28 protein-coding genes are annotated in these 25,368 nt (G+C 44.3%); 14 read left to right on the forward strand and 14 right to left on the reverse strand.

Annotated elements, in window-relative coordinates; genetic code table 11:
* Positions 1–51: 51 nt before the first annotated feature.
* The 3 genes from AC5JPO_RS07385 to AC5JPO_RS07395 all read right to left on the reverse strand — a co-directional run bounded on the left by AC5JPO_RS07385 (position 52) and on the right by AC5JPO_RS07395 (position 2,476).
* Complete coding sequence (locus AC5JPO_RS07385) at positions 52–1,026, reverse strand: mechanosensitive ion channel family protein (protein ID WP_493853692.1); 975 nt, start codon at positions 1,024–1,026, stop codon at positions 52–54.
* Between the two features lie 93 nt (positions 1,027–1,119).
* Complete coding sequence (gene gloA, locus AC5JPO_RS07390) at positions 1,120–1,683, reverse strand: lactoylglutathione lyase (protein WP_493853693.1); 564 nt, start codon at positions 1,681–1,683, stop codon at positions 1,120–1,122.
* A gap of 154 nt (positions 1,684–1,837) precedes the next feature.
* Complete coding sequence (locus AC5JPO_RS07395) at positions 1,838–2,476, reverse strand: carbonic anhydrase (protein WP_319051178.1); 639 nt, start codon at positions 2,474–2,476, stop codon at positions 1,838–1,840.
* Between the two features lie 413 nt (positions 2,477–2,889).
* Between AC5JPO_RS07395 and potA the strand changes: the two genes are divergently transcribed.
* The 6 genes from potA to AC5JPO_RS07425 all read left to right on the forward strand — a co-directional run bounded on the left by potA (position 2,890) and on the right by AC5JPO_RS07425 (position 8,027).
* Positions 2,890–4,131 carry a spermidine/putrescine ABC transporter ATP-binding protein PotA gene (potA, locus tag AC5JPO_RS07400; RefSeq protein ID WP_493853694.1) on the forward strand — a complete coding sequence of 414 codons (1,242 nt, stop codon included), beginning with the start codon at positions 2,890–2,892 and terminating at the stop codon, positions 4,129–4,131.
* Positions 4,131–5,009 carry a spermidine/putrescine ABC transporter permease PotB gene (gene potB / locus AC5JPO_RS07405; protein ID WP_493853695.1) on the forward strand — a complete coding sequence of 293 codons (879 nt, stop codon included), beginning with the start codon at positions 4,131–4,133 and terminating at the stop codon, positions 5,007–5,009. The genes potA and potB overlap by 1 nt, the downstream gene beginning before the upstream one ends.
* Positions 5,009–5,815, forward strand: coding sequence for a spermidine/putrescine ABC transporter permease PotC (potC, locus tag AC5JPO_RS07410; protein ID WP_319051181.1), 807 nt, complete (start codon positions 5,009–5,011; stop codon positions 5,813–5,815). The genes potB and potC overlap by 1 nt, the downstream gene beginning before the upstream one ends.
* A 115-nt stretch (positions 5,816–5,930) precedes the next feature.
* On the forward strand, positions 5,931–6,821 hold the full coding sequence (locus tag AC5JPO_RS07415; RefSeq protein WP_493853696.1) for a LysR family transcriptional regulator: 891 nt from the start codon (positions 5,931–5,933) through the stop codon (positions 6,819–6,821).
* Positions 6,822–7,063: 242 nt separating this feature from the next.
* Positions 7,064–7,456 carry a CDI toxin immunity protein gene (locus tag AC5JPO_RS07420; RefSeq protein ID WP_397476623.1) on the forward strand — a complete coding sequence of 131 codons (393 nt, stop codon included), beginning with the start codon at positions 7,064–7,066 and terminating at the stop codon, positions 7,454–7,456.
* 121 nt (positions 7,457–7,577) lie between these two features.
* Positions 7,578–8,027, forward strand: a complete 450-nt coding sequence (locus AC5JPO_RS07425) for a hypothetical protein (protein ID WP_493853697.1) — start codon at positions 7,578–7,580, stop codon at positions 8,025–8,027.
* Positions 8,028–8,240: 213 nt separating this feature from the next.
* Here AC5JPO_RS07425 and crcB read toward each other — a convergent pair whose 3' ends face one another.
* The 4 genes from crcB to AC5JPO_RS07445 all read right to left on the reverse strand — a co-directional run bounded on the left by crcB (position 8,241) and on the right by AC5JPO_RS07445 (position 10,811).
* Positions 8,241–8,612 carry a fluoride efflux transporter CrcB gene (crcB, locus tag AC5JPO_RS07430; protein WP_493853698.1) on the reverse strand — a complete coding sequence of 124 codons (372 nt, stop codon included), beginning with the start codon at positions 8,610–8,612 and terminating at the stop codon, positions 8,241–8,243.
* A 44-nt stretch (positions 8,613–8,656) separates the two neighbouring features.
* Complete coding sequence (tsaD, locus tag AC5JPO_RS07435; RefSeq protein WP_443525269.1) at positions 8,657–9,715, reverse strand: tRNA (adenosine(37)-N6)-threonylcarbamoyltransferase complex transferase subunit TsaD; 1,059 nt, start codon at positions 9,713–9,715, stop codon at positions 8,657–8,659.
* Between the two features lie 236 nt (positions 9,716–9,951).
* The gene (locus AC5JPO_RS07440) at positions 9,952–10,431 is read right to left on the reverse strand and encodes a c-type cytochrome (protein ID WP_493853699.1); all 480 of its coding nucleotides are present in this window, start codon (positions 10,429–10,431) and stop codon (positions 9,952–9,954) included.
* 20 nt (positions 10,432–10,451) lie between these two features.
* Positions 10,452–10,811, reverse strand: coding sequence for a hypothetical protein (locus AC5JPO_RS07445; protein WP_493853700.1), 360 nt, complete (start codon positions 10,809–10,811; stop codon positions 10,452–10,454).
* Between the two features lie 392 nt (positions 10,812–11,203).
* Between AC5JPO_RS07445 and rpsU the strand changes: the two genes are divergently transcribed.
* Positions 11,204–11,419 (forward strand): 30S ribosomal protein S21, encoded by a 216-nt coding sequence (gene rpsU / locus AC5JPO_RS07450; protein WP_110921885.1) that lies wholly within the window; start codon positions 11,204–11,206, stop codon positions 11,417–11,419.
* A 204-nt stretch (positions 11,420–11,623) separates the two neighbouring features.
* A complete protein-coding gene (locus tag AC5JPO_RS07455) occupies positions 11,624–12,073 on the forward strand; it encodes a GatB/YqeY domain-containing protein (protein WP_443525265.1) in 450 nt (149 codons plus the stop codon).
* Positions 12,074–12,154: 81 nt separating this feature from the next.
* On the opposite strand, the gene AC5JPO_RS07460 is transcribed toward AC5JPO_RS07455, so the two are convergent.
* Entirely contained in the window at positions 12,155–13,702 is a 1,548-nt protein-coding gene (locus AC5JPO_RS07460) for a M48 family metalloprotease (protein WP_493853701.1), read from the reverse strand.
* A gap of 396 nt (positions 13,703–14,098) precedes the next feature.
* On the opposite strand from AC5JPO_RS07460, the gene AC5JPO_RS07465 reads away from it, so the two are divergent.
* From AC5JPO_RS07465 to thiS, 4 genes are all read left to right on the forward strand, one after another.
* A complete protein-coding gene (locus AC5JPO_RS07465) occupies positions 14,099–14,563 on the forward strand; it encodes a sulfurtransferase TusA family protein (protein ID WP_493853702.1) in 465 nt (154 codons plus the stop codon).
* Between the two features lie 214 nt (positions 14,564–14,777).
* A complete protein-coding gene (rpoH, locus tag AC5JPO_RS07470; protein ID WP_319051242.1) occupies positions 14,778–15,668 on the forward strand; it encodes an RNA polymerase sigma factor RpoH in 891 nt (296 codons plus the stop codon).
* A 24-nt stretch (positions 15,669–15,692) separates the two neighbouring features.
* Positions 15,693–16,067, forward strand: coding sequence for a DUF423 domain-containing protein (locus AC5JPO_RS07475; protein WP_493853703.1), 375 nt, complete (start codon positions 15,693–15,695; stop codon positions 16,065–16,067).
* A 136-nt stretch (positions 16,068–16,203) separates the two neighbouring features.
* Positions 16,204–16,404 (forward strand): sulfur carrier protein ThiS, encoded by a 201-nt coding sequence (gene thiS / locus AC5JPO_RS07480; RefSeq protein WP_319051194.1) that lies wholly within the window; start codon positions 16,204–16,206, stop codon positions 16,402–16,404.
* 280 nt (positions 16,405–16,684) lie between these two features.
* Here thiS and hpf read toward each other — a convergent pair whose 3' ends face one another.
* Complete coding sequence (gene hpf / locus AC5JPO_RS07485) at positions 16,685–17,065, reverse strand: ribosome hibernation-promoting factor, HPF/YfiA family (protein ID WP_319051195.1); 381 nt, start codon at positions 17,063–17,065, stop codon at positions 16,685–16,687.
* A 400-nt stretch (positions 17,066–17,465) separates the two neighbouring features.
* On the opposite strand from hpf, the gene AC5JPO_RS07490 reads away from it, so the two are divergent.
* A complete protein-coding gene (locus AC5JPO_RS07490) occupies positions 17,466–18,341 on the forward strand; it encodes a LemA family protein (protein WP_493853704.1) in 876 nt (291 codons plus the stop codon).
* 71 nt (positions 18,342–18,412) lie between these two features.
* Here the strand turns inward: AC5JPO_RS07490 and AC5JPO_RS07495 are convergent, their stop codons facing one another.
* Complete coding sequence (locus tag AC5JPO_RS07495; RefSeq protein WP_319051197.1) at positions 18,413–20,026, reverse strand: RNA polymerase factor sigma-54; 1,614 nt, start codon at positions 20,024–20,026, stop codon at positions 18,413–18,415.
* A 287-nt stretch (positions 20,027–20,313) separates the two neighbouring features.
* Here AC5JPO_RS07495 and AC5JPO_RS07500 point away from each other — a divergent pair, with 287 nt between their 5' ends.
* Entirely contained in the window at positions 20,314–21,213 is a 900-nt protein-coding gene (locus AC5JPO_RS07500) for a nitrilase-related carbon-nitrogen hydrolase (protein WP_493853705.1), read from the forward strand.
* Positions 21,214–21,249: 36 nt separating this feature from the next.
* Here AC5JPO_RS07500 and AC5JPO_RS07505 read toward each other — a convergent pair whose 3' ends face one another.
* The 4 genes from AC5JPO_RS07505 to lptM form a co-directional block, all read right to left on the reverse strand.
* Positions 21,250–22,290: a tyrosine recombinase XerC gene (locus AC5JPO_RS07505; protein ID WP_493853706.1), complete on the reverse strand. Its 1,041-nt coding sequence runs from the start codon at positions 22,288–22,290 to the stop codon at positions 21,250–21,252.
* A gap of 83 nt (positions 22,291–22,373) precedes the next feature.
* A complete protein-coding gene (gene dapF, locus AC5JPO_RS07510) occupies positions 22,374–23,261 on the reverse strand; it encodes a diaminopimelate epimerase (RefSeq protein ID WP_319051200.1) in 888 nt (295 codons plus the stop codon).
* 218 nt (positions 23,262–23,479) lie between these two features.
* Positions 23,480–24,709, reverse strand: a complete 1,230-nt coding sequence (gene lysA / locus AC5JPO_RS07515) for a diaminopimelate decarboxylase (protein WP_493854024.1) — start codon at positions 24,707–24,709, stop codon at positions 23,480–23,482.
* Positions 24,710–24,964: 255 nt separating this feature from the next.
* On the reverse strand, positions 24,965–25,276 hold the full coding sequence (lptM, locus tag AC5JPO_RS07520) for an LPS translocon maturation chaperone LptM (protein ID WP_493853707.1): 312 nt from the start codon (positions 25,274–25,276) through the stop codon (positions 24,965–24,967).
* Between the last annotated feature and the right edge of the window lie 92 nt (positions 25,277–25,368).

Consider the following 25,368-nt stretch of genomic DNA (forward strand, 5'->3'; position numbering starts at 1 on the left):
TCGGTCACTGAGGGATGCAGCGAGTCAAATGAGAACTCTGTACCAGCCAAGCTACTCGGTCACCGGTTTGTTGGTTTCGTTAGTGTGGTTAGCGTCTTCACCTTGTTGCTCATTTATTTGCTTAACAATAGACTTTACTGAAGGGTCGCTCAAATCTATCGTACGGATTGGGAACGGAATATTGATGTCTGCTGCATCAAGAGCGTTTTTGATCTCGACGATCACTTGATGAATCGAGGTGACTTTGTTGGCCTGGGTGCCATCTTCGATGAACCAGCGTACCATCAGATCCATAGACGAGCCACCGAACCCTGTCGCAATTACGCTAGGTGTGGCCTTCTTTGACACGCTACTGACTTTGTCTAGCGCTTGCAGAATCTCAGCTTTTGCGGTTTCGATATCATCCTCATAACCAATACCAACCGCCACTTGTAGACGACGCTGTTTATAAGCGGTGTTGACCGTCAATGCCGAGGTATACAGCTCCGAGTTTGGGATAACCACTTGCCTACCATCATACGTTTTGATGGTCGTTGCACGAATTTTGATATCTTCAACCGTGCCTTCATAGTCCCCTGAGACAATCTGATCGCCGATACGAAATGGCTCTGATATCAGCAGTAAAATACCAGAGAGTAGGTTTTGGAAAATGTCTTTGAAGGCAAAACCAATCGCTACCGAACCGATACCAAGCGCGCCGATGAGCTTAGCAGGTGTGAATCCTGGAATAGCAACGACCATGGCGATCATAAAGCCAATAAATAAAATAAGTGCCCCGCCTATCCGCTGGAACACCTTTACCAAGTTTTGATGACGCACGCGCGCGCCGAGTATTTTATGTACCACTTTTTTAAATACAATAGACAATAGCCAAAAAATACCCAGAACAATAAGCGCCGCCACAAAGTATGGAATGCGCTCGATAAAGCCGCTCGCCAAATCTTGCGTGGTATAGACCACTTGTTGATAGATGGTCACACCATCGGTTAGCGTGTTCGATATGCGGCTCACATCAGGGATGGGCATAAAGGGTTACTCCTATTATTGTTTTAGCGCGTGTTTAAAAGGATAAATAGCTGGCTGTAATAACTGGCTGCATTGCCAATCACAATATCTCAATTACGACATCAAATCAGCTTGTACAATTTCGATCCAGTAGCCATCGACATCTTTGATAAAGGCAATGTTTTTCATACTGCCATCTTCTGGGCGTTTTTTGAATTCGACATCGTTTTTATCAAACCAAGCAACTGCCTCTTCTAAATTCGGTACGCTAAAACAAATATGACCGAAACCTTGCGGGTCTTGATTACCATCATGATAGCTAAAATCTGGCTTTGTCTCGGTGCCGTAGTTGTGCGTCAACTCCAAAATACCGCGCTGACGAAACGCAAAGATTTCTAAATCGTCGCCAGTTGGCAAGTTTTCACGCTCGCTCTCGGTCAATTTTGCCAAGAAATACAAATCAAATCCCATATCAGGGAACTTTTTGACCGCAAGCAGTGTCATACCCAAAACGCCCGTGTAGAACGCTAATGATTTGGCGGGATCTTTGACACGTAGCATCGTATGGTTAAAGGTAAATCCTGTCGTTTGCGCGGAGATTGGCTGAACGCCATCAGTACTAACGCTGCTGGCTGGCTGGTTTATGATTGAGTCATTATTATTAGAGGGAGTAGACATAATTATCCTAATGTAATTCAATAAATATATTTATGGTTGCGCGAGACTCGGCTGTCATAACTCGCGCATCCCTTTCATCATAATAAAAAATAGCAAAATAAATGATAGGGTTTTGTAAGAGTATGAACAAAGTATGTTCATACTTAAGCAAATATTAGCTGTCTAAGAATTTAACCTTTCCTGTTGCCAAGTCATACTCAGCCCCAACGACGAGCAGCTTACCACTATTGGTCAAATCCTCTAGTGCACGTGATCCATGCTTTAGCTGACTGACGGACATACGTACGTTGGCACGGATAGAGCGATCGACCAGCTCGTCTGCATCGACAGATTGACCATTGGCAGTCGCCAATTCATGTAAGTTATAGACACTTGGACGAATACGATCAACGATAGACTGTAAGTTAGGCGAGTAATTCTGTTCAGGATTGATCAAAGTCTCAACACAAGCGGTAACCGCACCGCACTGGGAGTGTCCAAGGACAACTACCAACTGCGTACCAAAAGCCTCTGCTGCAAACTCGATTGAGCCTATCTGTGAAGGTGCCACCACATTGCCCGCAACACGTATGACAAACAAGTCTCCCAAACCTTGATCAAAGACAATCTCAACAGGTACTCGTGCATCAGAGCAGCCCAAAATAATGGCCAATGGATTCTGGTCTTTGACCAATTCTGGGCGGCGCTGCATATATTCATCGGTACTGGTGAGACTATCCACGTAGCGGGCGTTACCTTCTTTTAACAGCTCAAGCGCTTCTTGACCGGTTGTTGGACGTGTATCGTTAGGCATGAGAGATCCTTTATTATCAATAATATGAGAGTTATGAGTGGCTTTACATATATATTCAAACATGGGTATACGCACAACTACCAGCTTATCACGCGTATGATGTTTGTCAGCCATATTGTGATTGTATAGGAATAACAGCCAAAAAATGATAAAAAACTTTGTTTAAATGTCATTATATAAAGCACATATCACTGGAAATATCGCCGTGTTTATCGCTGTCATAGCGGTAAGGCTCGCATCACTGATAACGAACTTCCACTGATTTGCATCAAGGGTTTGTTATAATGTGCAGGAATCAGGCAACAATCAGACAGTAATCAAATCGTGCTTACGCTCTTGCCAATTTTTTGATGACAGCGAGCTATCTCGATGGCCGCACCAGCTACTATATCGGATGCTTAGGAACAGATATTATGACCGACCCATCTCAAAACACGCGCACAACCTCTGCGTCCCCTTATAATGACAAGACACTATTGAAAATAACGGGTCTCAAAAAAACCTACGATCAAACCGAAGTGCTAAAAGACATCAACCTTGATATCAAACACGGCGAGTTTCTGACGCTGCTGGGCCCATCAGGATGTGGCAAAACCACATTGCTACGCTTGATTGCTGGTTTTGAGCAGCCAAATGCAGGCGCAATACACTTGGATGGCGTACAAATGGCAGGCTTGCCTGCTGATAAGCGTCCGATCAATACGGTCTTTCAGCAGTATGCGTTGTTTCCACACATGAGCGTCGCGCAAAATGTCGCGTATGGACTGACACTAAAAAAAGTACCGAAAGATGAAATTAAAACGCGGGTGAATGAGATGTTGGCCATGGTGCAGTTGGGGCATTTAGCCAACCGCAAACCACAAGACTTATCTGGTGGTCAGCAGCAGCGCGTGGCAATCGCGCGCGCCGTAATCAATCGACCCAAACTGTTATTGCTTGATGAACCATTATCCGCGCTCGATCACAAACTGCGGTTGCAAATGCAGTCTGAGCTAAAGCGCTTGCAACGCGAGCTGGGCATTACCTTTGTGTTTGTGACCCATGATCAAGAAGAAGCGTTGTCGATGTCAGACCGTATCGCGGTGATGAAAGATGGCATGTTCCAACAAATCGGTACGCCTATCGAGATTTACGAGACCCCCGCCAACTTGTTTACCGCCAAATTTATCGGTGAGACCAATCTATTTAGAGCCGAAGTCAAGGGTGTCTATCCAGACCAGCCAGATCGCAATGGCAACGTGACCAATGGGCGCATTGAGGTCGAAGTCTGTGAAGCACAGGCGCAAGAGGGACCAACCACACGGCGTAATCTGCGTCGACCCAATTTTGCCAATGATGTGCAAGTGGGCGACATTGTCAATTTATTACTACGCCCTGAAGATCTGCGTATCTATGATCCAAAAGACAATGAGCATAATGGACTAGTAGGCCGCGTCATCGAAAGTAACTATAAAGGCAGTACCTTAGATTCTATTATTGAATTGGCCAATGGTCATATCATCAAGGCCTCTGAGTTTTTTGATGAAGATGACCCAAGCTTTGATTATAAACTGAACGAAGGTGTAAAAGTCTCATGGGTCGATGGCTGGGAGTGGGTATTGCCAGACGATACTGATCATGTAAATAATGCGACTGCACAAAAGGATGGTAGCTGATGGCCCGCAACCACTTAAGCAGCAAAAGTCCGTTTCGTACGGCCACGCTCTGGCTGATTTGGGGCTGGTTACTTATTTTTGCGCTATTACCAAATATATTGGTAATCGCGGTCAGCTTTTTGACCCGAGACAGTAGCGATTTTATTAGTTTGCCTGTCAGCATCGACAGCTATGTGCGCATGGTTGATCCGTTATATTTTGAGGTATTTGTTCATTCATTATGGATGGCAGGTATCACAACGATCATCTGCTTGCTACTGGGCTATCCTTTTGCGTGGCTAGTATCTAGGGTAAAAGTACGATGGCAACCGCTGCTTATGCTGCTATTGATCCTGCCATTTTGGACCAACTCTTTGGTACGAACGTATGCGCTCAAGCTGCTGTTTGCTAACAATGGCTTGATTAATAAGTCGCTACTCGCCATCGGTGTGATCGATACCCCTATCGATATTTTATATACACAAGGCGCGGTGATTGCAGGTTTAACCTACTTGTTATTTCCGTTTATGGTACTGCCGCTATATGCCGTGTTTACCGACTTACGCAATGATATGCTGCTCGCCTCGCAGGATTTGGGTGCATCAAGAACACAGACTTTTTGGCATGTGGTACTGCCTTTAACGACACCGGGTATCATCTCTGGCGTGCTGCTCGTGCTTTTACCGGCGATGGGTATGTTTTATGTGGCGGATATTTTGGGCGGTTCTCGGAACTTACTGGTCGGTAATATCATCAAAAACCAGTTTTTGGATGCGCGTGACTGGCCCTTTGGTGCTGCGGCCAGCGTTTTATTGACACTGGCGATGGCGGTATTATTACTTGCCTACCGTGCTAGTAGCCGCCGTATTGGCAAAACTGATTTTAATGAGGTGGCCTAATGTCTTATAGCTCACCGAACAAAACAACTCGTAAGCTGAAGATTGGCAGTATCGCCGCCAAAGGCTATCTCGGACTTATTTATACCTTGTTATATCTACCTATCATTGTCTTGGTAGTGATGTCATTTAATAAGTCAAAAATCGGCTATAACTGGGGCGGCTTTAGCTTGAAGTGGTACGAGTCGCTATTTAACAACCAGGCGATGCTCGATGCGTTTTGGCATTCTATTGTACTAGGACTGGTGGCCGCTACCGTCTCAACCTTGATAGGTACGCTTACTGCCCTCGCCTTACACCGTTATAACTTTCGCGGTAAAGGCTTGCTAAATGGGCTACTGTTTGTACTGATGATGTCACCTGAGATTGTATTGGCTATCTCGTTATTGGCACTGTTTTTGTTGATCGGTCTACAGTTAGGCTTTGTCTCACTATTGTTGGCGCACATTACCTTTTGCCTACCCTTCGTTGTGATTACCGTTTTTGCACGACTGAGCAGCTTAGATGAGCGCTTGATGGAAGCGGCACGTGATTTGGGCGCTAGCGAATCTACGATGGTACGTACAGTGCTCATTCCCGTTATTCTACCAGCGGTTATGGCAGGTTGGTTACTTGCTTTTACCTTATCGCTCGATGATGTGGTGGTATCGACTTTCGTCACTGGGCCTAGCTATGAGATTTTACCGCTACGTATTTATTCTATGGTGCGGGTCGGTCTCAAGCCAGAGGTCAATGCGATTGGTACCTTATTGCTGGTTGCTTCACTAGTATTAGTGGTTATCTCACAGCTGTTATTACGTAAGCGCTAAATGTTGATTGCTTGTTAATTGCTCATTAACTACTCATTAATGATGGACTATGAGTGAAAGTCAGCGCTATATTGACTATAATGAATTTTTCTCACGGTAGCGGTTGGGTAATATCATGCTTGAGTTACGTCATCTTAATACATTAACCGCGCTGCGTGCGCATGGTTCACTTGCGGCAGCAGCAGACGAGCTACACGTCACCGCCTCTGCCGTTTCTCATCAACTAAAAGAGCTTGAGAACTATTACGATATCAGCTTAGTCAATCGTCGCACTCGTCCGCTGAGCTTCACGCCAGCGGGCAAAACTGTCTTAGCATTAGCAGACAGCATCCTGCCGCAAGTGACCCGTACCAAATCTAACCTCAAACGCTTAGCACACGGTCAAGCAGGACGATTGCGACTAGCATCAGAGTGCCACAGTTGTTTTGATTGGCTTATGCCGATACTCAACCACTATCGCCGTGAATGGTCAGATGTCGAGCTAGACTTTGCCACAGGGTTTGAGCCTGAGCCGCATCATCTGCTGATGGAAGGCGATATTGACCTGCTCATTACCACCAGCGATTTGCCGCTCGACGGTATCAGTTATCAGCCATTGTTTGAGTATGAGAGTCGCTTGGTGTTGTCGCCGACACATGATTTGGCAGCGCAGAAGTTTATTGAACCCAATGATTTGACCAATGAGACGCTTATTGCCTATCCCGTAGAAGCAAAACGTCTCGATATCATTGCCAACTTTATGACGCCAGCACAAGTGAGCTTTGAGCGTGTTCGTACCACAGAGCTGACTGCTATGCTGATTCAGCTGGTGGCGAGCGAGCGCGGCGTAGCGGCACTACCCGACTGGGTGGTGACTGAATATGAGAAAAAAGGCTGGGTCGTCTCACGACCGCTTGGCAGTGGCGTGCATTGCCAGCTATACGCAGCGACACGTACTTCTAGTCAAGATATTGCTTATATGCAAGGATTTGCCAATTTACTGGAAGGGATTATTAAGCCGTTGTAGTTTCATTACTAATTACTTTCTTATAGTTATAAAATATTAATTACCTCTTCATATCGTAGTGAATGTTATGGTAAATAATGGTTCCCTAGTGAGGACTTGAACACTAAGCTTCAGGCTAATGGTATCAGTATCTTGATTTATTTAGGTAGTCACGATGTACTTGGTAATGTACACGAAGTGAGTTTTTCAAGATTCAATCGAATTGTTCTTAAGTATCTTAGACAATTTAACAGGCCATTTGTATGAACGTTTTATTCGATGAAGCTTCAGTTGCTCTTAAAGAAGTTAGAGTGTTAGCAGATGAAGAGTCTAGGAAAGTAATGAGTCAGTTTGTTAGCTCATTTCCGATACGAACTAGTGGTAACGGAGGAATTGACTGGAACAAGGTTGATAAAAAAGTGCTGCTAAACTGTATAGAAGAAATTAAAAATCAAATAAATCTCACACTAGCAGATAACTGTTTTATTATCTGGAATGATGCAGCACACCCGATTCTAGAGACTACTGTTGAAAGGATAGTAAATGCTTTTGACGACGTTACAGCTGTAAGTTTTGATACATGGATATTCATCCCAAAAAACAATAATGTAATTGAAAGTACTCCCTCCGGCTTAAGAATGAGTACGTTTTTTTAGGGTTTATCTGCGTATTCTATACGTGATCGGTGCGCTATACAGGCATCGAACTATATGATAGAAATTTTCCAAGTTAATTCCTACGAGATTAACGGTAGGGTCAGATGTAAGGACAGTTATAATGAAACATATCAAACACTTTGTAAATTCTTATGGAGAGCATACTTGGTATTTTACGTACTACTATGATGAAGTAGTACCTAAGATACTTAAACGTAGGAAAGATTTGAGCCCGATTTTATCAAGTGATTTAAACGGAATAGACGATATAGAGAAGACGCTTAATAAAGGTATAATTAAGGCGATTTATTATGATTTAGAACACGATAAAATATCGTTGAAGATCGAGCAAAGATATGGCAAAGATTTAATAGAAATCATCTATTCTGATATTATAAATGTTGATATTAATTGTCAAATATTACCAATGACTATAATGGCACATGAAGTAGACGTAACGCCTGATAATAATACTATACATTCACTATTTTTATTAGGTGATACAGAAATAGTTTTTGAATGCAAAACAATAGAGTTGAAGACTATGCCTCTTGAAAAAGTCACAAGTTAAGCTCGAAATTAACTGCACTGTCTAATTTATTACGTCTAAATCAAAGCATGTATTTTGGGTTCAACTCATCAAAAGATATAGCAAGAAACTTTGACTATACCCCAACAGAACCAGCTATTTCACCCTTCAAACCTATTAACAGACCACTTAAAACAGACTAATATGATTGAACCACTTATAACAGACCATTAAACGATTAATATCTACTAATGACTACAAAACCAACTTAAAGAAATAAAAGCCAAGCGCGGTTGCCAATAATGTCAGCCCCACATGCAAACCGATGAGCGCTAAGCCTGCCAGCAGCCGCCCGTCATGGATAAAGCCAAACACCTCTGCACTAAACGTACTAAAAGTCGTCAATCCACCCAAAAAGCCAGTTATCACAAACACGCGTACATGATCGGATAAATTGCTACCCATACGCTCAAACCATACTAGCGCAAGCCCAATTAATAGTCCGCCCAAAATATTGGCACCCAGCGTACCGAGTGGTATCCAACCATGCAGGGCGTTGAAGCGAGATAGCCATGCTCGCAGACAAGCACCGAACGCTGCTCCCAAACCGATAGCAAGCCACTGCATAGACTGTCCTTAATTCATGTAAGCGTGTTGGACTAAATACTCAACTATACAGCTGGCAACTCTGTCATCGGCCAGCGCGGAATACAGCTAACCGCTAGGTCATCTGCTTGACCAGCTTGCAGACGCTCAAACCCTGCATAAGCAATCATTGCCCCATTATCCGTACAAAGCGCAGGCGGTGCATAATGGACGGTTGCATTGATCTTAGCCAACTCAGCTTCTAGCATCTCACGCAAATGGGTGTTGGCGCTGACGCCGCCTGCAATAACCAGACGGCTCATATCTGCTTGCTTAAGTGCCTTAACGCATTTTTTTACCAGTGTATCGACTACCGCATGCTGAAAACTAGCGGCGATATCGGCACGGACTTGTGGATCACTATCAGTACTATTGCCTGAACCACCAGACAGTGGTGTGTCTTTAATCAAATTATGTACCGCTGTTTTCATACCGCTAAATGAAAAGTCTAGACCTCGATGGAGCATCGGTCTTGGCAGTGCATAAGCATCAGGGTTACCTGTTTCTGCCAGCTTGGCAATATTAGGACCACCCGGATAAGGTAGACCTAGCATTTTGGCGGCTTTGTCAAAGCACTCTCCCGCTGCATCATCGATCGACTCACCCAAGATCTCATACTGCCCCACACCATGAGCGGCAATAAGTAACGTGTGACCACCAGATACCAGTAAGGAGACAAACGGAAAAGCGGGTGGATTGGCACCCATCAGCGGCGCAAGTAAATGCCCTTCCATATGATGAATACCAATAGCGGGAATATCCAAACCATATGCCAAGCTACGCCCAAACAACGCACCCGTCATTAGTGCACCGATCAGCCCTGGCCCTTTGGTATAGGCAATCGCATCAATATCGCTTTTGCTCATATTGCATTGCTCAAGCAGCTCGTTGAGCAATGGCACCAGTTTACGAATATGATCGCGACTGGCAAGCTCAGGTACAACGCCGCCATAGAGCGCATGCAGCTCAATTTGCGAGTACAGCACTTGCCCGACCAAGCCTTGATTGTCACTATTGATCTGCTCGCTATCAAAAATCGCTAGCCCCGTCTCATCACAAGAGGTCTCTAAACCCAATACCTTCATACTTTTGCCTTTATGCTTTTATTTTCGGACTACTTTTCGTCGCGTCTTTGTCTTATACCGCTTTGGTTTTATATCACTCTAAAGCTGTCAATAGCAAATAAGATAAGTGACACACAGCCAGTCGAACGTCTGAGAGTGATATGAATAAAAATGGGCATAAAAAAACCGCCATTGTCAGTCACAATGACGGTCATTTTAACAAATTTCAATGGCTGATATATGCTATATCCACCGTATCAGCTTACTGACGCGAGCATATAATCAACAGCCGCTTTGACTTGTTCCTCAGTCACACCATCTACCGCTTGAGCCGGCATTTTATTAAAACCTTTGACCGAGTGCATATATAGCACTTCTTTATCTTTGGTCAAACGAGCCGTCCAAGCTGCTTTATCGCCATATTTTGGCGCATTAAGTAACCCAGCAGTATGACAAACCTTGCAATTTGATTCGTACAGCGCGCTACCAGCATTTGCAGTTAACACTTCTGGCTCAGCAGCAACATCAGTTTCTGCTGTTATCGTCTGTTCTGTAGCGTCAATCTCGCTAGTGGTATCAATGACTGGTGCATCGGCTGCCACTGTTGCTTCGGTAGCGTCAGGCTCTACTGGTGCTGCCGTCTCGTTGTCACTACTACAAGCGCTTAATGCCAATAACATGCTTATACTAATTGCAGACAAGCTCAGCTTATTTATATGCTGCTGTATCTCAATCATGACCTGACCTTTTAATTGGCTTATTCAGCAGGTGTTGCTGCTGCGTCTTCCGTTGCCATATCAGCACTTTCCTCAGTAGGTGCCGCTTCGGTATCAGTGCCATCTGTAGTCGCCGCTTCTGCCATATCAGCGTCAGCCATTGCCGCTTCGGTAGTGGCAGTCCCATCAGCGTCTGTCGTAGCTGCATCAGTCGCTGGCATTGGTGCCGTTTCTGGGAACTCCATCTCTTGAGCAGGTGGTCCATTTTTGATTGCAAGCTCAGCAGCTTCATCAACGCGATCGATTGCTAGTACTTCTTCGTGCTCTTCACCGCCACTACAAGCGCTCACGCCTGCACCTAACGCTAGAACAAACGCCATGCTCAATGCTGTCTTTTTCATGCCAAATCCTCAATAAAATACACACAAAACGGTTTATATGCTGACTACAATATGGAAATTATCATAGCATAAACTCCTACCAAACCGTTATAGACCGTAAGGACTTTTTATTTCTAAAGAGTTTTTGTCTATGAGCACAATAAATTAAAGCAGCGAATCTTATAGACTGGCTTATATAAAGAACATATATGAAATTATAAATAGCTGATAAGCAATAAATCGTTAAAACCATTGACTTTGTTGGTATTTTTTATTAAAATACTTGCCCTCACACTTATGCGTGAGAATTGTCCTAGTTTGAGCTGATGCCAGTAATCTTGAGATATTACGGCTAAATACTAACACACAGCCAAACTAATGCCCTTATATCTCATCCTAATCGAGGAGTCTTCATGCCTGCAGTTAAGGTTAAAGAAAACGAACCAGTTGACATCGCTATCCGTCGTTTCAAACGTTCTTGTGAAAAAGCTGGTGTATTATCAGACGTACGTAAGCGTGAGTTTTATGAAAAACCAACGCAAGTACGTAAGCGCAAAAAAGCTGCTGCCGTAAAGCGTTATAAGAAGAAGTTACAACGCGAAACTATTCGTACCACTCGTATGTACTAATCAATAATCTGATTAGTTAAGTACAAGCGCTACACTAACGCCACTGTTATCCATCGATATCAGTGGCGTTTTTTATGCTACAATTTTTGTTATTACTGCTGACGCCACTTTTTATCAAAGCCCGCTATCAGCAGGTTTTACCCCAAAATTTAATTAAACACTATCTAATAAACAGCAGTTAACAAATCAATAAGGATAATAGCAGTGAGCCAACTTAAACAGACTTTGTCAGACAGTATCAAAACTTCTATGAAAGCGCGTGAGCTTGAGCGCGTTAAAGTACTACGCAACGTACAATCAGTAGTTAAACAGATCGAGATCGATCGTCAAACAGAGCTCGATGACGCACAAGTACTAGAAGTACTGCAAAAGCAGCTAAAACAACGTCAAGAGTCGCTCACTATTTTTACAGAAAATGGCCGTGATGATTTAGCGGCAAAAGAGCAGTTTGAGATTGATCTTATCAATGAGTTTATGCCGCAGCAAATGAGTCATGATGAGATCATGGTGTTGGTCAATGCTGAAATCAAAGAGCAAGGTGCCACCTCTATGCGCGATATGGGTAGCGTGATGGGTGTGTTAAAGAACAAAACCGCTGGTCGTGCTGATCCTGCCCTAATCTCTAAGATGGTCAAAGAGACGTTACAAGGCTAGAGCTTTGCTTGAACTATGAGCGTTGCTAATAAGTATGAAACGTAGGTTCATGCAAACATGATCTGACACAACCAAAACCGCCTAAGGCTCAAAGTCTTTGGCGGTTTTTATTGCTTTGATTTCTGCATTGATATTGGCCAGTAACGGACGCGCACTATTGGCTTGCGCTGTGGTTTGCAAATTCTCAGTCAACTGCTTGGCTTGCGTCAGTGAGGTGAGTGCACTCTCATAACGTCCATTCCACAACTGATCATAACTGCGATAGCGCAATGCGTTGATTGTCGCAATGTTTGCCAGTGTCGATGACGTTGTGGTTTTAGCAAGCTTTTCATTAGCCAGCTGTAGGCTTTGCCACGCATAACGATCGCTTGGTTGCTGCGTTGTAAGTGGTTTTAGCAATGCTTGTGCTTGTGTAGGTTGATTGCTGTTGGTGAGTGCTTCTGCCAAATAAAGACGCAGATCACGGCGCTCAGGATAGAGTCGCTGCTGGCTCTCTAAAACATCTACAGCTTGCTGCCATTTGCCTTGCTCACTGAGTAGCTCACTATGAGCAATCGATAGTAAAGGCTCGAGTTGTTGGCGCTGAAGCACAGGGAGTTTATTTATTTCAGCCAACACCTTATTAGCCTCTTGAAAGCGCTGCTGCTCGCCATACCACCTCATCAATGCCAGCTTGGCACCCAGACTGTTTTTGGCAGCGGTTGTGAGCGTCACTTCAGAGGCATGCTTGCCAGTACTTTGTACACGCCAATAGAGCAGATCAAACAATGCCTGATGGCGCTGCTGCTGACTCAGTGATAACGTAGGATACTGCCCAGCACGGCTCTGCGACTCACTTAAGCGTTCACCACTGAGCGGATGCGAGCGCACAAAGCTGGGCAAGAACCGATTTTCAACCTGATTGAGCTGGCTTTGCTGATTCATCGTGGCAAAAAACCGCGGCATCGCTCGAGGGTCATAGCCCGCTTGGGTCATAATTTGCATCCCTACTCGATCGGCCTCGCGCTCGTTATTTCGACTAAACGCCATACTGCTATTCATAGATGCTGTCTGGCTACCCGCCATGACAGCCGCGGCGGCATCGCCATCGACGGCTGATGCAGCAATCGCAGCCAGCATGCCCCCTATTTGCATCAGCAACGCTTTTTTGCGCTCGTCTGCGCCGTGCTCATAGTGACGTTGGCTGATGTGCGCTACTTCATGGGCTATGACACTTGCCAGCTCATCCATACTGTTAGCAGCCAGTATCGTCCCTGTGTTGATACCTATGACCCCGCCAGGTGCCGCAAAAGCATTGATACTAGGATTATCAAGAATCACCAAACCAAGCGGTGCTTGCTGACGTGCTTGGGCGTTCAGTCGCCACGTCATGTCTTTTACCGTTTCTTGTACCCATGGATCGTGCTCCATTTTGACACGGCCATTAATATTCTGTAGCGACCATTCCCCAAGCATTTTGTTTTGATACTGCTCAGAAAAGCTTAGTCCTTGCCCACGCAAATTGGGTAGTTCTAATGCCTGTGAGTCTATTGTTTGCCCCGCGTACTCACCAAATGACAGCGCTTGGGTATCATTGCTATGAGCACCTGTCGCCGTCACTAGTAAGATCGCTGACAGGCTCAATCTCATGCTATGTCTGGTAGTCAACTTGGTCTTTGAGCGTTTGTATTTTTTGTCGAGTCGCGACGATTTGCTATCAATGTAGTGCAAGCGTATTTCCTATCGTATTTTTTATAGCGTCTTTTCGACTATACGAGCTTGTTCCTATCAGGTCAATTCTACTATTCATTTGACTACCAATAACTTAGCGACCCGTCACTATTGTGCAACATGATTGTGTGATTCTAGAGAACCGAATGTGACGTTGACTATATTCAAATACAACTATACATCAGCGATTTGGTATAATGTGTTGTGACAGTAAGCTCGCATTTATAACTAATATGCTCAAAATAGTCATTTTTGAAAGCGCACTGTCAGCTCATCTGTTAATGAAGAAATAATAATATTCACAAGGTTTGTTCTATGTCCGCTGATAGCCAATCACTCATCACGCAAGAATCATACGCTATTTGCTTATCAACGGATTTTTCCGATGCCGTACAACAAGAGGTGACTCATCTATTAGGTTTATTGCCAGCCAGTCATAGTATCGCAGATCATTCTAAAAGCGATGTAGATAGTGCGCTACCTTTGTTAGATATCAGAGGTTTTGTCGATGGTCGCGGCCTTGCATGCCCGATGCCTTTATTGAAAACTAAAGTTGCACTACGTAATGTGGCGATCGGTGAGTCATTATATATCGTCGCAACGGATCCCAACTCACAAGCCGACATCACAGCATTTTGCCGACAAAGCCAACAAGTACAATCATCTGATGGCCTGAAACTGATGGTCAATGACGTTACGGATTTGACAGGTGATAGCACATCATTACAGCGTTTCGCTACAATATATCACTTCATCATTACCAAAACTGATAGCAACTAAACGCTGCTGTCCTTTACAATTACAACTATAGAGATTTTTATCTGACTGTTTGCTTAACTATTTAACCAAGGTCAAGAATATGGCTACTACTACTTCTGATGCTGCAAATGCGAATAAAAAAGACGGCTCAGCTCCTATAAAAAACGATGCGCGCGATGCTGCACTAAAAGCAGCTGCACAGCGTCCTCCTTATGATGCAAGTACGCTAGGTGATATGAATACACGTGATTTGGTGCCTGCGATGCCAACGCACTTGTCAGCGCCAGGTGTGAATTTGGGTGCTTATATCAATACTGTGCATCAAATTCCTATCTTGACCCCTGTCCAAGAACAAGAACTCGCCCATCGCTATTATGATGAAGGTGATGTCGAGGCAGCGCGTCTACTGGTAATGTCGCATCTGCGTTTTGTGATTCATATTGCGCGCAGCTATTCAGGTTATGGCTTACCACAAGCTGATTTGATCCAAGAAGGTAACTTAGGACTGATGAAAGCGGTCAAACGTTTTGATCCTAATAAAGGCGTGCGTCTGGTTTCTTTTGCGGTACATTGGATCAAAGCTGAGATCCATGAATTTGTAATCCGTAACTGGCGTATTGTAAAAGTCGCAACGACCAAAGCCCATCGTAAATTATTCTTTAATTTACGTAGCCTAAAGAAAACCAACAACCAGCTGACACTAGAAGAAGCAGATGCAATCGCTAATGACTTAAATGTCACACGTAAGCAAGTGCTAGAGATGGAGTCACGTCTTACCTCTTACGACGCTTCATTTGAAGCGCAGTCAAGTGACGATGATGATGGTCGCTATGCACCGCAGCTGTTTTTGGAAGATGGTATCGATCCTGCTGAACAGCTAGAAGAAGAAGACTGGGAAGAAAACAACTCGTCAGCACTAATCGCTGCTATGGGTACATTGGATGACCGTTCACGTGATATCGTTGAGCAGCGCTGGCTTTCTGAGCAAAAATCCACGCTCCACGAGCTGGCGGCGGTCTACTCTATCTCAGCTGAGCGCGTGCGTCAGATTGAAAAGAATGCGATGGACAAAATCCGCGATGCCATGACTATCGATAGTGTTATCTTACCAGATGATATTCAATAGTCTTATGACCATAAGAGTTGTGTCATGTTGAATTGGATTGGTATTGCAGCGATCAATATGGCCGTTGCTGTTGCTTTGGGGGCGTTCGGTGCTCATGGCTTAAAAAACATAGCCAGCTCGCAACAGCTTGAATGGTGGCATACGGCTACGCTATATTTGTTTGTACATGCGCTTGGACTACTGTTTGTTGGCCTGCTGATACGCTTGAGGTATATCACTCAGGCAACGGCTTGGTTACTACAGAGTGGTATTATCATATTTGCTGGTAGCCTCTATGCTATGACTCTTGGCGCGCCACTTTGGTTTGGCGCGATCACGCCTATTGGTGGAATACTTATGATAGCTGGCTGGTTATGGCTTGCAGTCTCTGCGTTTCGATCCAATGATGTCGCGCGCTAATCTAGGGTTCGTCTTCAGTCCATCGTCTATATGATGAGTTTTGCCGATACTATGAGTAACTATCCAGACAGTCATTCTTCAATCGCAGAGATAGAGCGATACAAAAGGAATCTTAAATCATTAGGGAGCATTTAATATGAGCACCATTACTGTTAATGGTAGAAGTCTACAAACCACTCATCAGACTGTACAACTGGTCGTCAATGAACTTGGGCTTAGTCAAGGGCGTTATGCCGTGGAAGTTGATGGCGATTTGATACCAAAAAGTGAACTTGCCCAACTACACATCGTAGAAGGAATGAATATTGAAGTAGTGCAAGCTGTTGGCGGTGGTTAAAAAGTTTCCATATCGTAGTTTATTGTCATCTCTCCTCAATTTTAAAACCTTAACACCTGTACTAAAAAAGACCCCAACGTATCAAACGTTTGAGGTCTTTTTTCTTTGTTAAATCACTGGTTGTTGGTTTCTTCATTAAGTTGCTATTTAACTAGATCGTTACTTAATGGAGCAGCTGTTTATCGTACTTCTTATTTTATTTTCCTAATTTATTATATTTTAGTCTTACGAAACTGTAGTAGGACTATTCGCTACTCAACTAACCCTACTTATTAGTAGACTAGGCAGCTGGTACTGCTTCAGCTGGACTGATGTCTTGATAACGTCCATCTCGTCCGGCACCCTGAGTCTTTTTGCGCTCTTGACGAGTCTTATACTTGCGTACTTGTCTATCAAGTTTGTCTGCCATCTCGTTAATGGCTTTATACATATCATCTTCTAATGCTTGGACGAACATTTCTTGACCTGAGACGCGCATAATTGCTTCAGCTTTATGGCTCTTTTTACCACCATCACTTGCGCCGCTATTGTCTAGCGATAATATCACCTTAATACTCTGTATCTGATCAAAGTGTCGCTCTACTTTTTCAAGCTTTTCGCGAACTGCTGTGTCCATAGCTTCGGTAACACTGATATGGTGACCACTGATAGAAACATTCATATTATTGTCCTTTTAGTTGTAACTTACATTCAACAGATGAGGTCGCATTCCTGCTCTTTTCACCTTGCCTTACCAATTACTATACTAGTGTCTCTAGTAAAATATCGACGTATCCTTTTATCGTCTCCTTTATTAGTTATAAATAAATACTATGCTTCGACACTTAGGTTTCGTTGTTGGTATGACTCTAATTTGTCATGAAAATCGGATAGTAGCAAGACATTAAATTGTAATTAAGTGTAACAATACCTGTTGTTTCTATCATGTTTCTATATAATCAAAAAATTTTATTTTTAAACTATGGTCAATCAAATAATCTAACGCTACTATTAAAGGTTGCGTACCACTTATCTCGTCTTCTACTGTCCTAAAACTCTATATTTAAATAAGAGCTAAATTTATGATGATAATAACGTCTATCCGACCTGCTCTCATTTTTACTGCTCTAATAATCTCGTTCACCATGACTGGCTGCAGTGATAACCAATCGTCTACTAGTGATGAGAAAACTGCTACGAAAGAAGTCGAGCAAGTAAATGAAAAACTCAATATTGCTTGGGCTGAAATGGTAAGCGAAAATCAAAATAGAATGGCATTAGTCCCTGAGTTACTAGCTGTTGTCAAAAAGCCTTATGATGAGGAGCAAAGCGCATTTAAACAACTACAAGAGGCACGAGCAGAAGTAGGTAAATTGCAATTGAGTGTCGAGACATTTAATGACACTCAAGAATTGGTAAAATATCAACAGGCACAAACCAACCTGAGTAGTTCGTTAGCAACTGTTATAGAAATCTCAAATCGATATCCTGCTCTTAGTTCTGATGCTGTGTTTCAAGATTTGTTGGCAACTATAGATGCTCAAGAACAGAAGATAACCTTAGCGCGTACACTCTACGAACAACGAAAAGTCGAATATAGGTCTTTATTTGTACATTATCAACGCTTACAAGATGTAGCAGGTAATATTCCCAAAATCATACGGAACCATACTCATAACGATGAGTCGATCTTCACTCAAGTCACCGCTAAAAAATCAGCTTTAGACCGCTTCGATATTAATTTGGAACCACCTACAAGCTTGGAAAAAGCAGCACCTTATCTAAACGCTCAAACAGAGATGGGTATTGCTTTGTCTAGACTGATGGAGCTCTCACAGCATTATATCGAACTACAATCTAATGCAGAGTTTGTGAGGCTACAATCAACATTGGAAGAAATCGATGATCGAATGATAGCGGCACGCAATATTTACGAGGAAGAAGCCAAAAAGCTATAGGACTTGATGACTGGGCTAGCTTGTAAGACTCAGAAAACCAAACAGGCTTAACTGAGTCTTTCGGTATTTTTTTAATATTTTTGCTTACGCTGAGTAGACGAACCTATATTCATCGCCTCGCGATATTTGGCGACGGTTCTTCTGGCAATATCAATACCGTCGGCTAGCAGCTCATCTTTGAGTCGACTGTCTGATAGTGGTTTTTTGGGGTCCTCGTTGGCGATAAGCTTTTTGATCATAGCACTGATAGCCGTTGATGAAATGTCTCCATCGGTACTGCTCACATGCGACGAAAAGAAATGCTTTAACGAAAATAGCCCTTGCGGTGTCAAGATGGTCTTGCTTGTTGTAAGGCGTGAAACGGTGGACTCATGTAGGTCCACTTCTTCTGCAATAACCTTTAAGATAAGAGGCTGCATGGCAGTCGCACCGTGCTGCAAGAACTCTTGTTGATAGCGTACAATGCTGGTCGCTACTTTTAGCAGGTTTTGGTTACGCTCCTCGATACTGCGTATAAATAATCGCGCATCGGTCAGGTTTTCACGTAGATATTGATTGTCAGGACTATCATCACCGCGTTTGACTAGATTGGCGTACTCTTGGTTGACTCGTAGCTTGGGTAGTGTGTCAGGATTTAGGCGTACGTGCCAGCCATCTTCTAGCGCTTCAGAGTTGGTAGTCGCTTTACGGCTTCTTATAGGTGTGACCAGTACATCTGGAATGTCATAACTATCAGATTGCTGGGTATAGTCCGGCTGACTAATCTGAAACAATAATCCTGGTGAAGGGTTTAAAGTACGTAGCAAGGTAATGGCAGGTGTGATCTTTTCAGGTGCAAGTCCTGTAAGTTCAGTAAGTGCTTTGATATTATTACTCACCAAGTGCTCGCCTGCGGTGAGTAGGGCTTTTGCTTCTGTAAGATGTTCGGTGCGCGCATCTAGCTTGGACAGCTGAATGGCTAAGCATTCACTTAAGTGACGCGCCCCAACGCCAATAGGATCGCAAGACTGGATAATATGTAATACCGCCATGACTTCATCGTGCTCAACCCGTTCATCCCATTGATAGAAGTTTGCCATGGTATCGAAGCTTTGTAATAACTCATCGACATCTATCCGAATAAACCCCATGTCATCCATAGAGTCCATCAGATACTCTGCAATCAGCGTATCCACTTCTGACAAGCGCTTAAAGTTGAGCTGCCAACGTACATGATCCTGAATAGTAGAGGAGGTACCGCCTTGATAGCTGTCAAAGTCTTCATCGCTTCTACTGCTGCCTGAGCCTGTTTGGGCAGAGGCATAGTTATCTCTATCAAAGCTGCTGTCGCTATCCATCGCACCATCATCGATACTCGGTTGCTGCAACTTGTCTAAGCTATCAGTGGCATCGTCACTGTTATACTCTGTATTGCTCTCAGACCCTGTCTTTGATGAGTCACTACCTTGATTCCAACTATCAAGTGTTAGGGGCTCACTTAACTCGTCTACCCTATCGTCATGGCTATTTTCGTACTCCTCGTCATCTTCGATACGTTCAAGCAGCGGATTACTATCCAGCTTGGCCTGAACCTCTTGTGCGAGTTCAAGACTAGAGAGCTGCAGCAGTTTGATAGCCTGCTGCATTTGCGGCGTTAGTTTTTGTGAGTTACTCAGCGTGGTCGCCAATCCGAACGACATACTCATGGGCGGCTTATTAAACTCCAGTCTTGGTGATTTTATATTTATTGTGCCAATCGAGGCTGTGTCATAACCTTATTAGGACATGACGATAGCATTTTTTGCCACAATTTTGCTATGATAATTTATATTCTACTCAGATACGTCTGAAATATTTTTTATATAAACTTATCATTTTGGCATCAATAACCAATCAATAATTATGAATGGTCTGTTCAGCAAGCTCTAAAATTTATAATAAATAAAAGGCAACAAGCGACCATTGAAACTCAACAGTTACGGAGAACACCGTTATGAATGACATAATAGACAACCCTCAATTTAGCATAGCTGCTATCCAAATGAACAGTCAGCAAAATATCGAGAGCAATTTAGCAGATATCCAATCTGCCATCATTGATGCCAAATCCCAAGGCGCTGAACTCGTTGTGATACCCGAGAACTGCTGTAGCATGGGGCAACAATTTGCGACTGCCGAGCGTTTTGACGCGCTTTCAGCGACGATGGCTGATTATGCTCGCACTCATGGTATTTATCTACTTGCAGGCTCGTTGCCTTGTCCTTATCGTCCTGATGGTGCTCTAGTCCCTGACGGTAGATTGCGTCAAGTCAGTCAGTTGTTTGCACCAGACGGTACGCGTGTAGCACGTTACGACAAAATCCATTTATTTACTGCAACTGTTGCTGATAAGCAAGGCAGCTATAACGAAGCTGCAACGTTTGAGCCAGGTACTCAGACGATAGTGGCTCCCGTGGAGTCAGGCAGTTCTGTGTATCAGCTGGGCATGATGGTGTGCTTTGATTTGCGCTTTCCTGCATTGGCGCAGCGCTTGCGCCAAGCAGGTGCCGACATACTGAGCGCACCGTCTGCCTTTACTTATTTGACTGGGCAAGCGCATTGGTCACTGCTACTACAGGCACGTGCTCTAGACAGTCAATGTATGGTGATTGGCGCCGCACAAGGCGGTGATCATAGGTACAAGGATGGCAATACTCGCCAGACATGGGGACATACCGCCATTACTGCCTTTGATGGTAGTATCATTAACAGCCATGACAGTAGTGAGCTAACCTCCTCTACCGCATCTGAAACAAATAAAGGCTATGCTGTCATCATGGCCTCACTAGACAAACAAGCTCAAATACAAGGGCGACAAAAGCTACCAATTTTTGATTGCCATCGCTTAGCATAAACAATACTGCCCTATCGCTAGGTTTGCTATTGAATATTAGGTAGGATTACTCTCGTTCTGAGCATGTGTTGCGCGCGGGTGGGCACGGTCATAAACTTGGGTTAGCTTGGCAAAATCAACATGAGTATAGATCTGAGTGGTACTAATATCACTGTGCCCCAGCATCTCCTGCACGGCGCGCAAGTCGCCACTGCCTGACAACATATGTGAAGCAAAACAATGACGTAATAGATGCGGATACATGTTTTGGGCGATGCCTGCGCGTGCCGCCGCAACTTTTAAGCGCTGTTGTACAGCACGTGTGGAGAGCCGAGTACCGAGCTTTTCACTGATGAACAAAGCACTATCCATTTGCTCGACCCATAGATTACGATGTGGTAGATAGCGTCTGATCGCTTCTGCTGCCTTTGCACCAAGCGGCACTAGACGTGTCTTGTTGCCTTTACCCGTGACTCGAACACGCAAATCAGACAAGTCAACATCCGCTATATCAAGTGCGACCAACTCGCCAACACGTAGACCACTACTATAGAGCAATTCAAACATTGCTTTATCTCGTAGCCATAAGCGCGCCTGCTCTGGTATATCAGGAACTTCTTGATCAAGCAGCTGGGTTAATAGATCCACATCAGCAATAGATGGTAGTGGTCTAGGGCTTCGTTTGAGCTGATAGCCTGTGGCTGGATTGATACGTGCTAAGCCTTCTTCTATCAACCAACCATAAAAATGCCGAATCGCTGATAGCTCTTGCTGCACGCTAGCAAGCGCAAGCTTGTCTTCATCGAGACGTTGACTGATATGCTGAGCCAATTGGCGCTTATCACAGCGTGTCCATGTCAAACGCTTGCCGCGTAAGAACAGTGCCAACTGGTTTAATCCTGCAAAGTAAGCCGTTAACGTATGCGGCGAGTGATTACGTATAGATAGGGTATTGAGCCAGCGGTGCACAGGGGCCAGTAGCTCTCGTAATATCGCATCTGACTCTATACTGGCCGCCAGCTCATCTGACAGCCAAGGCATAGAGGGCGTAGAAGGAATAGCCTGCATCGCTTGACTGACCTTATTAGACATAACCATATCAAAAGCACCTGCACCGTTTATATCGTTTGCCCGACATTTATATCATTTTTCTGATGATAGGCAGCAGTCTTTAGACGTTATCAGCCTTCAGAGTTTGGCTTGATACCTGCTTGCGCCATTAACCCATCTGGACTAAATACCCCTTCATAAACAAAAGCAGTCGGACCCGTCATCATGACTGAGTAGCCGGGCTGCCATTTGATAATCATGCTGCCACCATAGAGCTGTGCACGGACTTCTTCACCTTCATCGAGCCAGCCTTCGCGTATACCAACCGCTACTGCTGCACAGGCACCAGTACCGCAAGCTTGAGTCTCACCCACGCCGCGCTCATATACACGCAGACGAATATGACGCTGATTCATCACCTGCATAAAGCCTACATTGACGCGGTCTGGGAAAGCAGGATGAGATTCGATGGCCTTACCTAACGTTTCAACTTCAGCATCGAGTACGTCATCAACCTTGATGACGGCATGAGGGTTACCCATATTGGCAACGTATAGCTGCACAGGCGTACCATTTACATCAAGGTGATAGGTGTTTTGAATTTTAGTCGTGGCTCTCGGACTAAAAGGAATCTCATTTGGTTCAAAACGAGGTTTACCCATGTCTACCTCTACCCAGCCAAACCGATCCGTGGTCAAAGAGATAATACCACTGGCAGTCTCCACACGTAGACGCTGCTTAAAAGATAGCTTACGGGCCTGCACAAAACGGGCAAAACAGCGCGCGCCATTGCCGCATTGCTCAACCTCGGTGCCATCAGTATTAAAAATACGGTAGCTAAAATCAACATCAGGGCGCATCGGTGGCTCGACCACCAGCAATTGATCGAAACCAATACCTAAATGGCGATCTCCCAATAACGCTACCAAATCCTTAGTCAACTCCAGACGCTGGGTCACCAAATCGATAACCATGAAATCATTGCCCAGCCCATGCATTTTAGTAAACTCTATTAGCATATCCTTGATGTCCTATCCTATTTTTATGTATGGCTTATATTAGCACGCTGCCAGATACAATCATAATTATCACCGCGCTCAAATACTAACTTATCGTTATAACTAAAAATTGTTTTGGTTACTTAGGGTTTGCCATAAAAAACCCACCATTATCATCATGGTGGGTTTTCTTTATTACTCAAAAACAGTTTCAGTTTTACAGTTTCAGTTTTGCGGTTTTATTTATCCTGCCATAACATTTCATCAGCATATAACGCTTCGACCGTTTCGCGCTTACGGATCAGTTGATGGCTATCACCTGACACCATAACTTCGCTAGCACGCGGACGCGAATTATAATTGCTGCTCATCGTAAAGCCATAGGCACCCGCACCTGTCACTGCCAAGACATCATTGGTGCTCAATGACAACAAACGGTCTTTTGCCAAGAAATCACCTGTCTCACAAATCGCCCCAACGATATCCCACGGCTGCGTATCCTCCGTATCGATACCATTGCTTGGAAGTCTACTTGGAATCACGGCCATCTCAGCTTGATATAAAGCAGGACGAATCAAATCATTCATGGCAGCATCAACGATCGCAAAGTTCTTGTGCTCCGTTGGCTTAAGCACATCAACTTGCGTCAATAGCACACCAGCATTGGCCACAATACTACGACCCGGCTCAAAGAATACGGTCAACCCAAGCTCGCTAAGTTTCGGCAATAAGGCCTCGGCAAACTCATTAATCGATACTGGTGTCTCATCAATATAACGCACGCCCAGTCCGCCACCTAGATCAACATGGCGTAGCGCAATACCACTATCGCGCAGGCTATGTATCAGCTCAATAACTTTATCTAACGCCGCAACAAATGGCGCCACTTCAGTCAGCTGCGAGCCAATATGACAGTCGATACCAACGATATCGATATGCGATAGATTTGCCGCTTGCTGATAGACGGCTAGTGCGTCTTCATGAGTGATGCCGAACTTATTGTCTTTGAGGCCGGTTGAAATATAGGGGTGTGTTTTGGCATCGACATTTGGGTTAACACGTAATGAGATTGGCGCCCGCTTATCAAGTGACTGTGCGACCTCGTTGATTAGAGTCAACTCACTGATAGACTCGACGTTAAAGCAGCCAATACCTTGGGTCAGTGCATACTCAATATCGCTATACGTTTTGCCAACACCCGAAAACACAACGCGTGATGCGGCGCCACCTGCTGCCAGTACACGCATCAGCTCGCCACGAGAGACGATATCAAACCCAGCACCTGCCTGTGCCAACACACCAAGTACAGCAAGGTTAGAGTTTGCTTTTACGGCATAGCATACCTGATGATCAAGTCTGGCAAAACTGTCGGTATACGCCTGATAGACGTCGAGTATCGCCTGCTTTGAGTAGACATAGCATGGCGTACCATATTGTTTTGCTAGCTCATCGACACTGACCTGCTCCATATATAGCGCATCAGCGCGATAGCTCAGTGCAGGCAGATGAGCACTCAAGGCTTTAGGGTCGATATATAACCCTTGCTCAGATTGGATAGTGACCGATTCGCCAGTTGCAGAGTCGGTCAAGTCAGCAGGTAGTTCAGAATGACTCATATAAACATCTCTAATATAATCAGGGTAACAGGGGTAACATAAATTTTGGGTAGCGAGCACGACCTAATGATTAGGTATCAGCAGTCGTTGGGCTTTAATAGCCGGACTCTAATAATCATTAGGGTCCGTACTTGGTTCAGGCAATAATTGCTGCTCATCTAGATAGTCGTTTTTTTGATAGGTATCGTCATCGATGCCTGCAAAGGCAGCATCTTGCGGATTACTTGTACTATTGAGTACCGACGAGCTGCCTTCGACTGTTTGGCTGCTGGACTCTGCCAAATACAGATCGCCTTTTTGTCCGCAGCCTGATATGCCTACCATGACGGTGCTGCTGATAATGAGAGTAGCAATGGCGCGGCGACTGGTAAGTAGGTATGAGGTATGCTTAGTGTTCGATGGGCGAGATGTAATAGACATAAAGCGTATAACCTATGAGCGTGCAGTGGTGTAAGTGCAATAAAAAACCATAATAGATAGACAGTCAAATAGGCAGCTAAAAAACTGCCAAT

It is taken from the genome of Psychrobacter sp. H25, assembly GCF_059076335.1.

What these genes read in the sequence shown, in the direction of transcription:
- AC5JPO_RS07495 (WP_319051197.1), bottom strand. Translation starts at nt 20,026, where the DNA reads ATGAGTATGTCGTTCGGATTGGCGACCACGCTGAGTAACTCACAAAAA.
- AC5JPO_RS07415 (WP_493853696.1), top strand. Translation starts at nt 5,931, where the DNA reads ATGCTTGAGTTACGTCATCTTAATACATTAACCGCGCTGCGTGCGCAT.
- rpoH (WP_319051242.1), top strand. Translation starts at nt 14,778, where the DNA reads ATGAATACACGTGATTTGGTGCCTGCGATGCCAACGCACTTGTCAGCG.
- rpsU (WP_110921885.1), top strand. Translation starts at nt 11,204, where the DNA reads ATGCCTGCAGTTAAGGTTAAAGAAAACGAACCAGTTGACATCGCTATC.
- AC5JPO_RS07505 (WP_493853706.1), bottom strand. Translation starts at nt 22,290, where the DNA reads ATGGTTATGTCTAATAAGGTCAGTCAAGCGATGCAGGCTATTCCTTCT.
- gloA (WP_493853693.1), bottom strand. Translation starts at nt 1,683, where the DNA reads ATGTCTACTCCCTCTAATAATAATGACTCAATCATAAACCAGCCAGCC.
- AC5JPO_RS07465 (WP_493853702.1), top strand. Translation starts at nt 14,099, where the DNA reads ATGTCCGCTGATAGCCAATCACTCATCACGCAAGAATCATACGCTATT.
- potA (WP_493853694.1), top strand. Translation starts at nt 2,890, where the DNA reads ATGACCGACCCATCTCAAAACACGCGCACAACCTCTGCGTCCCCTTAT.
- AC5JPO_RS07500 (WP_493853705.1), top strand. Translation starts at nt 20,314, where the DNA reads ATGAATGACATAATAGACAACCCTCAATTTAGCATAGCTGCTATCCAA.
- AC5JPO_RS07395 (WP_319051178.1), bottom strand. Translation starts at nt 2,476, where the DNA reads ATGCCTAACGATACACGTCCAACAACCGGTCAAGAAGCGCTTGAGCTG.
- dapF (WP_319051200.1), bottom strand. Translation starts at nt 23,261, where the DNA reads ATGCTAATAGAGTTTACTAAAATGCATGGGCTGGGCAATGATTTCATG.
- potB (WP_493853695.1), top strand. Translation starts at nt 4,131, where the DNA reads ATGGCCCGCAACCACTTAAGCAGCAAAAGTCCGTTTCGTACGGCCACG.
- AC5JPO_RS07475 (WP_493853703.1), top strand. Translation starts at nt 15,693, where the DNA reads ATGTTGAATTGGATTGGTATTGCAGCGATCAATATGGCCGTTGCTGTT.
- AC5JPO_RS07385 (WP_493853692.1), bottom strand. Translation starts at nt 1,026, where the DNA reads ATGCCCATCCCTGATGTGAGCCGCATATCGAACACGCTAACCGATGGT.
- crcB (WP_493853698.1), bottom strand. Translation starts at nt 8,612, where the DNA reads ATGCAGTGGCTTGCTATCGGTTTGGGAGCAGCGTTCGGTGCTTGTCTG.
- AC5JPO_RS07420 (WP_397476623.1), top strand. Translation starts at nt 7,064, where the DNA reads ATGAACGTTTTATTCGATGAAGCTTCAGTTGCTCTTAAAGAAGTTAGA.
- AC5JPO_RS07425 (WP_493853697.1), top strand. Translation starts at nt 7,578, where the DNA reads ATGAAACATATCAAACACTTTGTAAATTCTTATGGAGAGCATACTTGG.
- potC (WP_319051181.1), top strand. Translation starts at nt 5,009, where the DNA reads ATGTCTTATAGCTCACCGAACAAAACAACTCGTAAGCTGAAGATTGGC.
- lptM (WP_493853707.1), bottom strand. Translation starts at nt 25,276, where the DNA reads ATGTCTATTACATCTCGCCCATCGAACACTAAGCATACCTCATACCTA.
- thiS (WP_319051194.1), top strand. Translation starts at nt 16,204, where the DNA reads ATGAGCACCATTACTGTTAATGGTAGAAGTCTACAAACCACTCATCAG.
- AC5JPO_RS07445 (WP_493853700.1), bottom strand. Translation starts at nt 10,811, where the DNA reads ATGAAAAAGACAGCATTGAGCATGGCGTTTGTTCTAGCGTTAGGTGCA.
- lysA (WP_493854024.1), bottom strand. Translation starts at nt 24,709, where the DNA reads ATGGAGCAGGTCAGTGTCGATGAGCTAGCAAAACAATATGGTACGCCA.
- AC5JPO_RS07440 (WP_493853699.1), bottom strand. Translation starts at nt 10,431, where the DNA reads ATGATTGAGATACAGCAGCATATAAATAAGCTGAGCTTGTCTGCAATT.
- hpf (WP_319051195.1), bottom strand. Translation starts at nt 17,065, where the DNA reads ATGAATGTTTCTATCAGTGGTCACCATATCAGTGTTACCGAAGCTATG.
- AC5JPO_RS07460 (WP_493853701.1), bottom strand. Translation starts at nt 13,702, where the DNA reads ATGAGATTGAGCCTGTCAGCGATCTTACTAGTGACGGCGACAGGTGCT.
- tsaD (WP_443525269.1), bottom strand. Translation starts at nt 9,715, where the DNA reads ATGAAGGTATTGGGTTTAGAGACCTCTTGTGATGAGACGGGGCTAGCG.
- AC5JPO_RS07490 (WP_493853704.1), top strand. Translation starts at nt 17,466, where the DNA reads ATGATGATAATAACGTCTATCCGACCTGCTCTCATTTTTACTGCTCTA.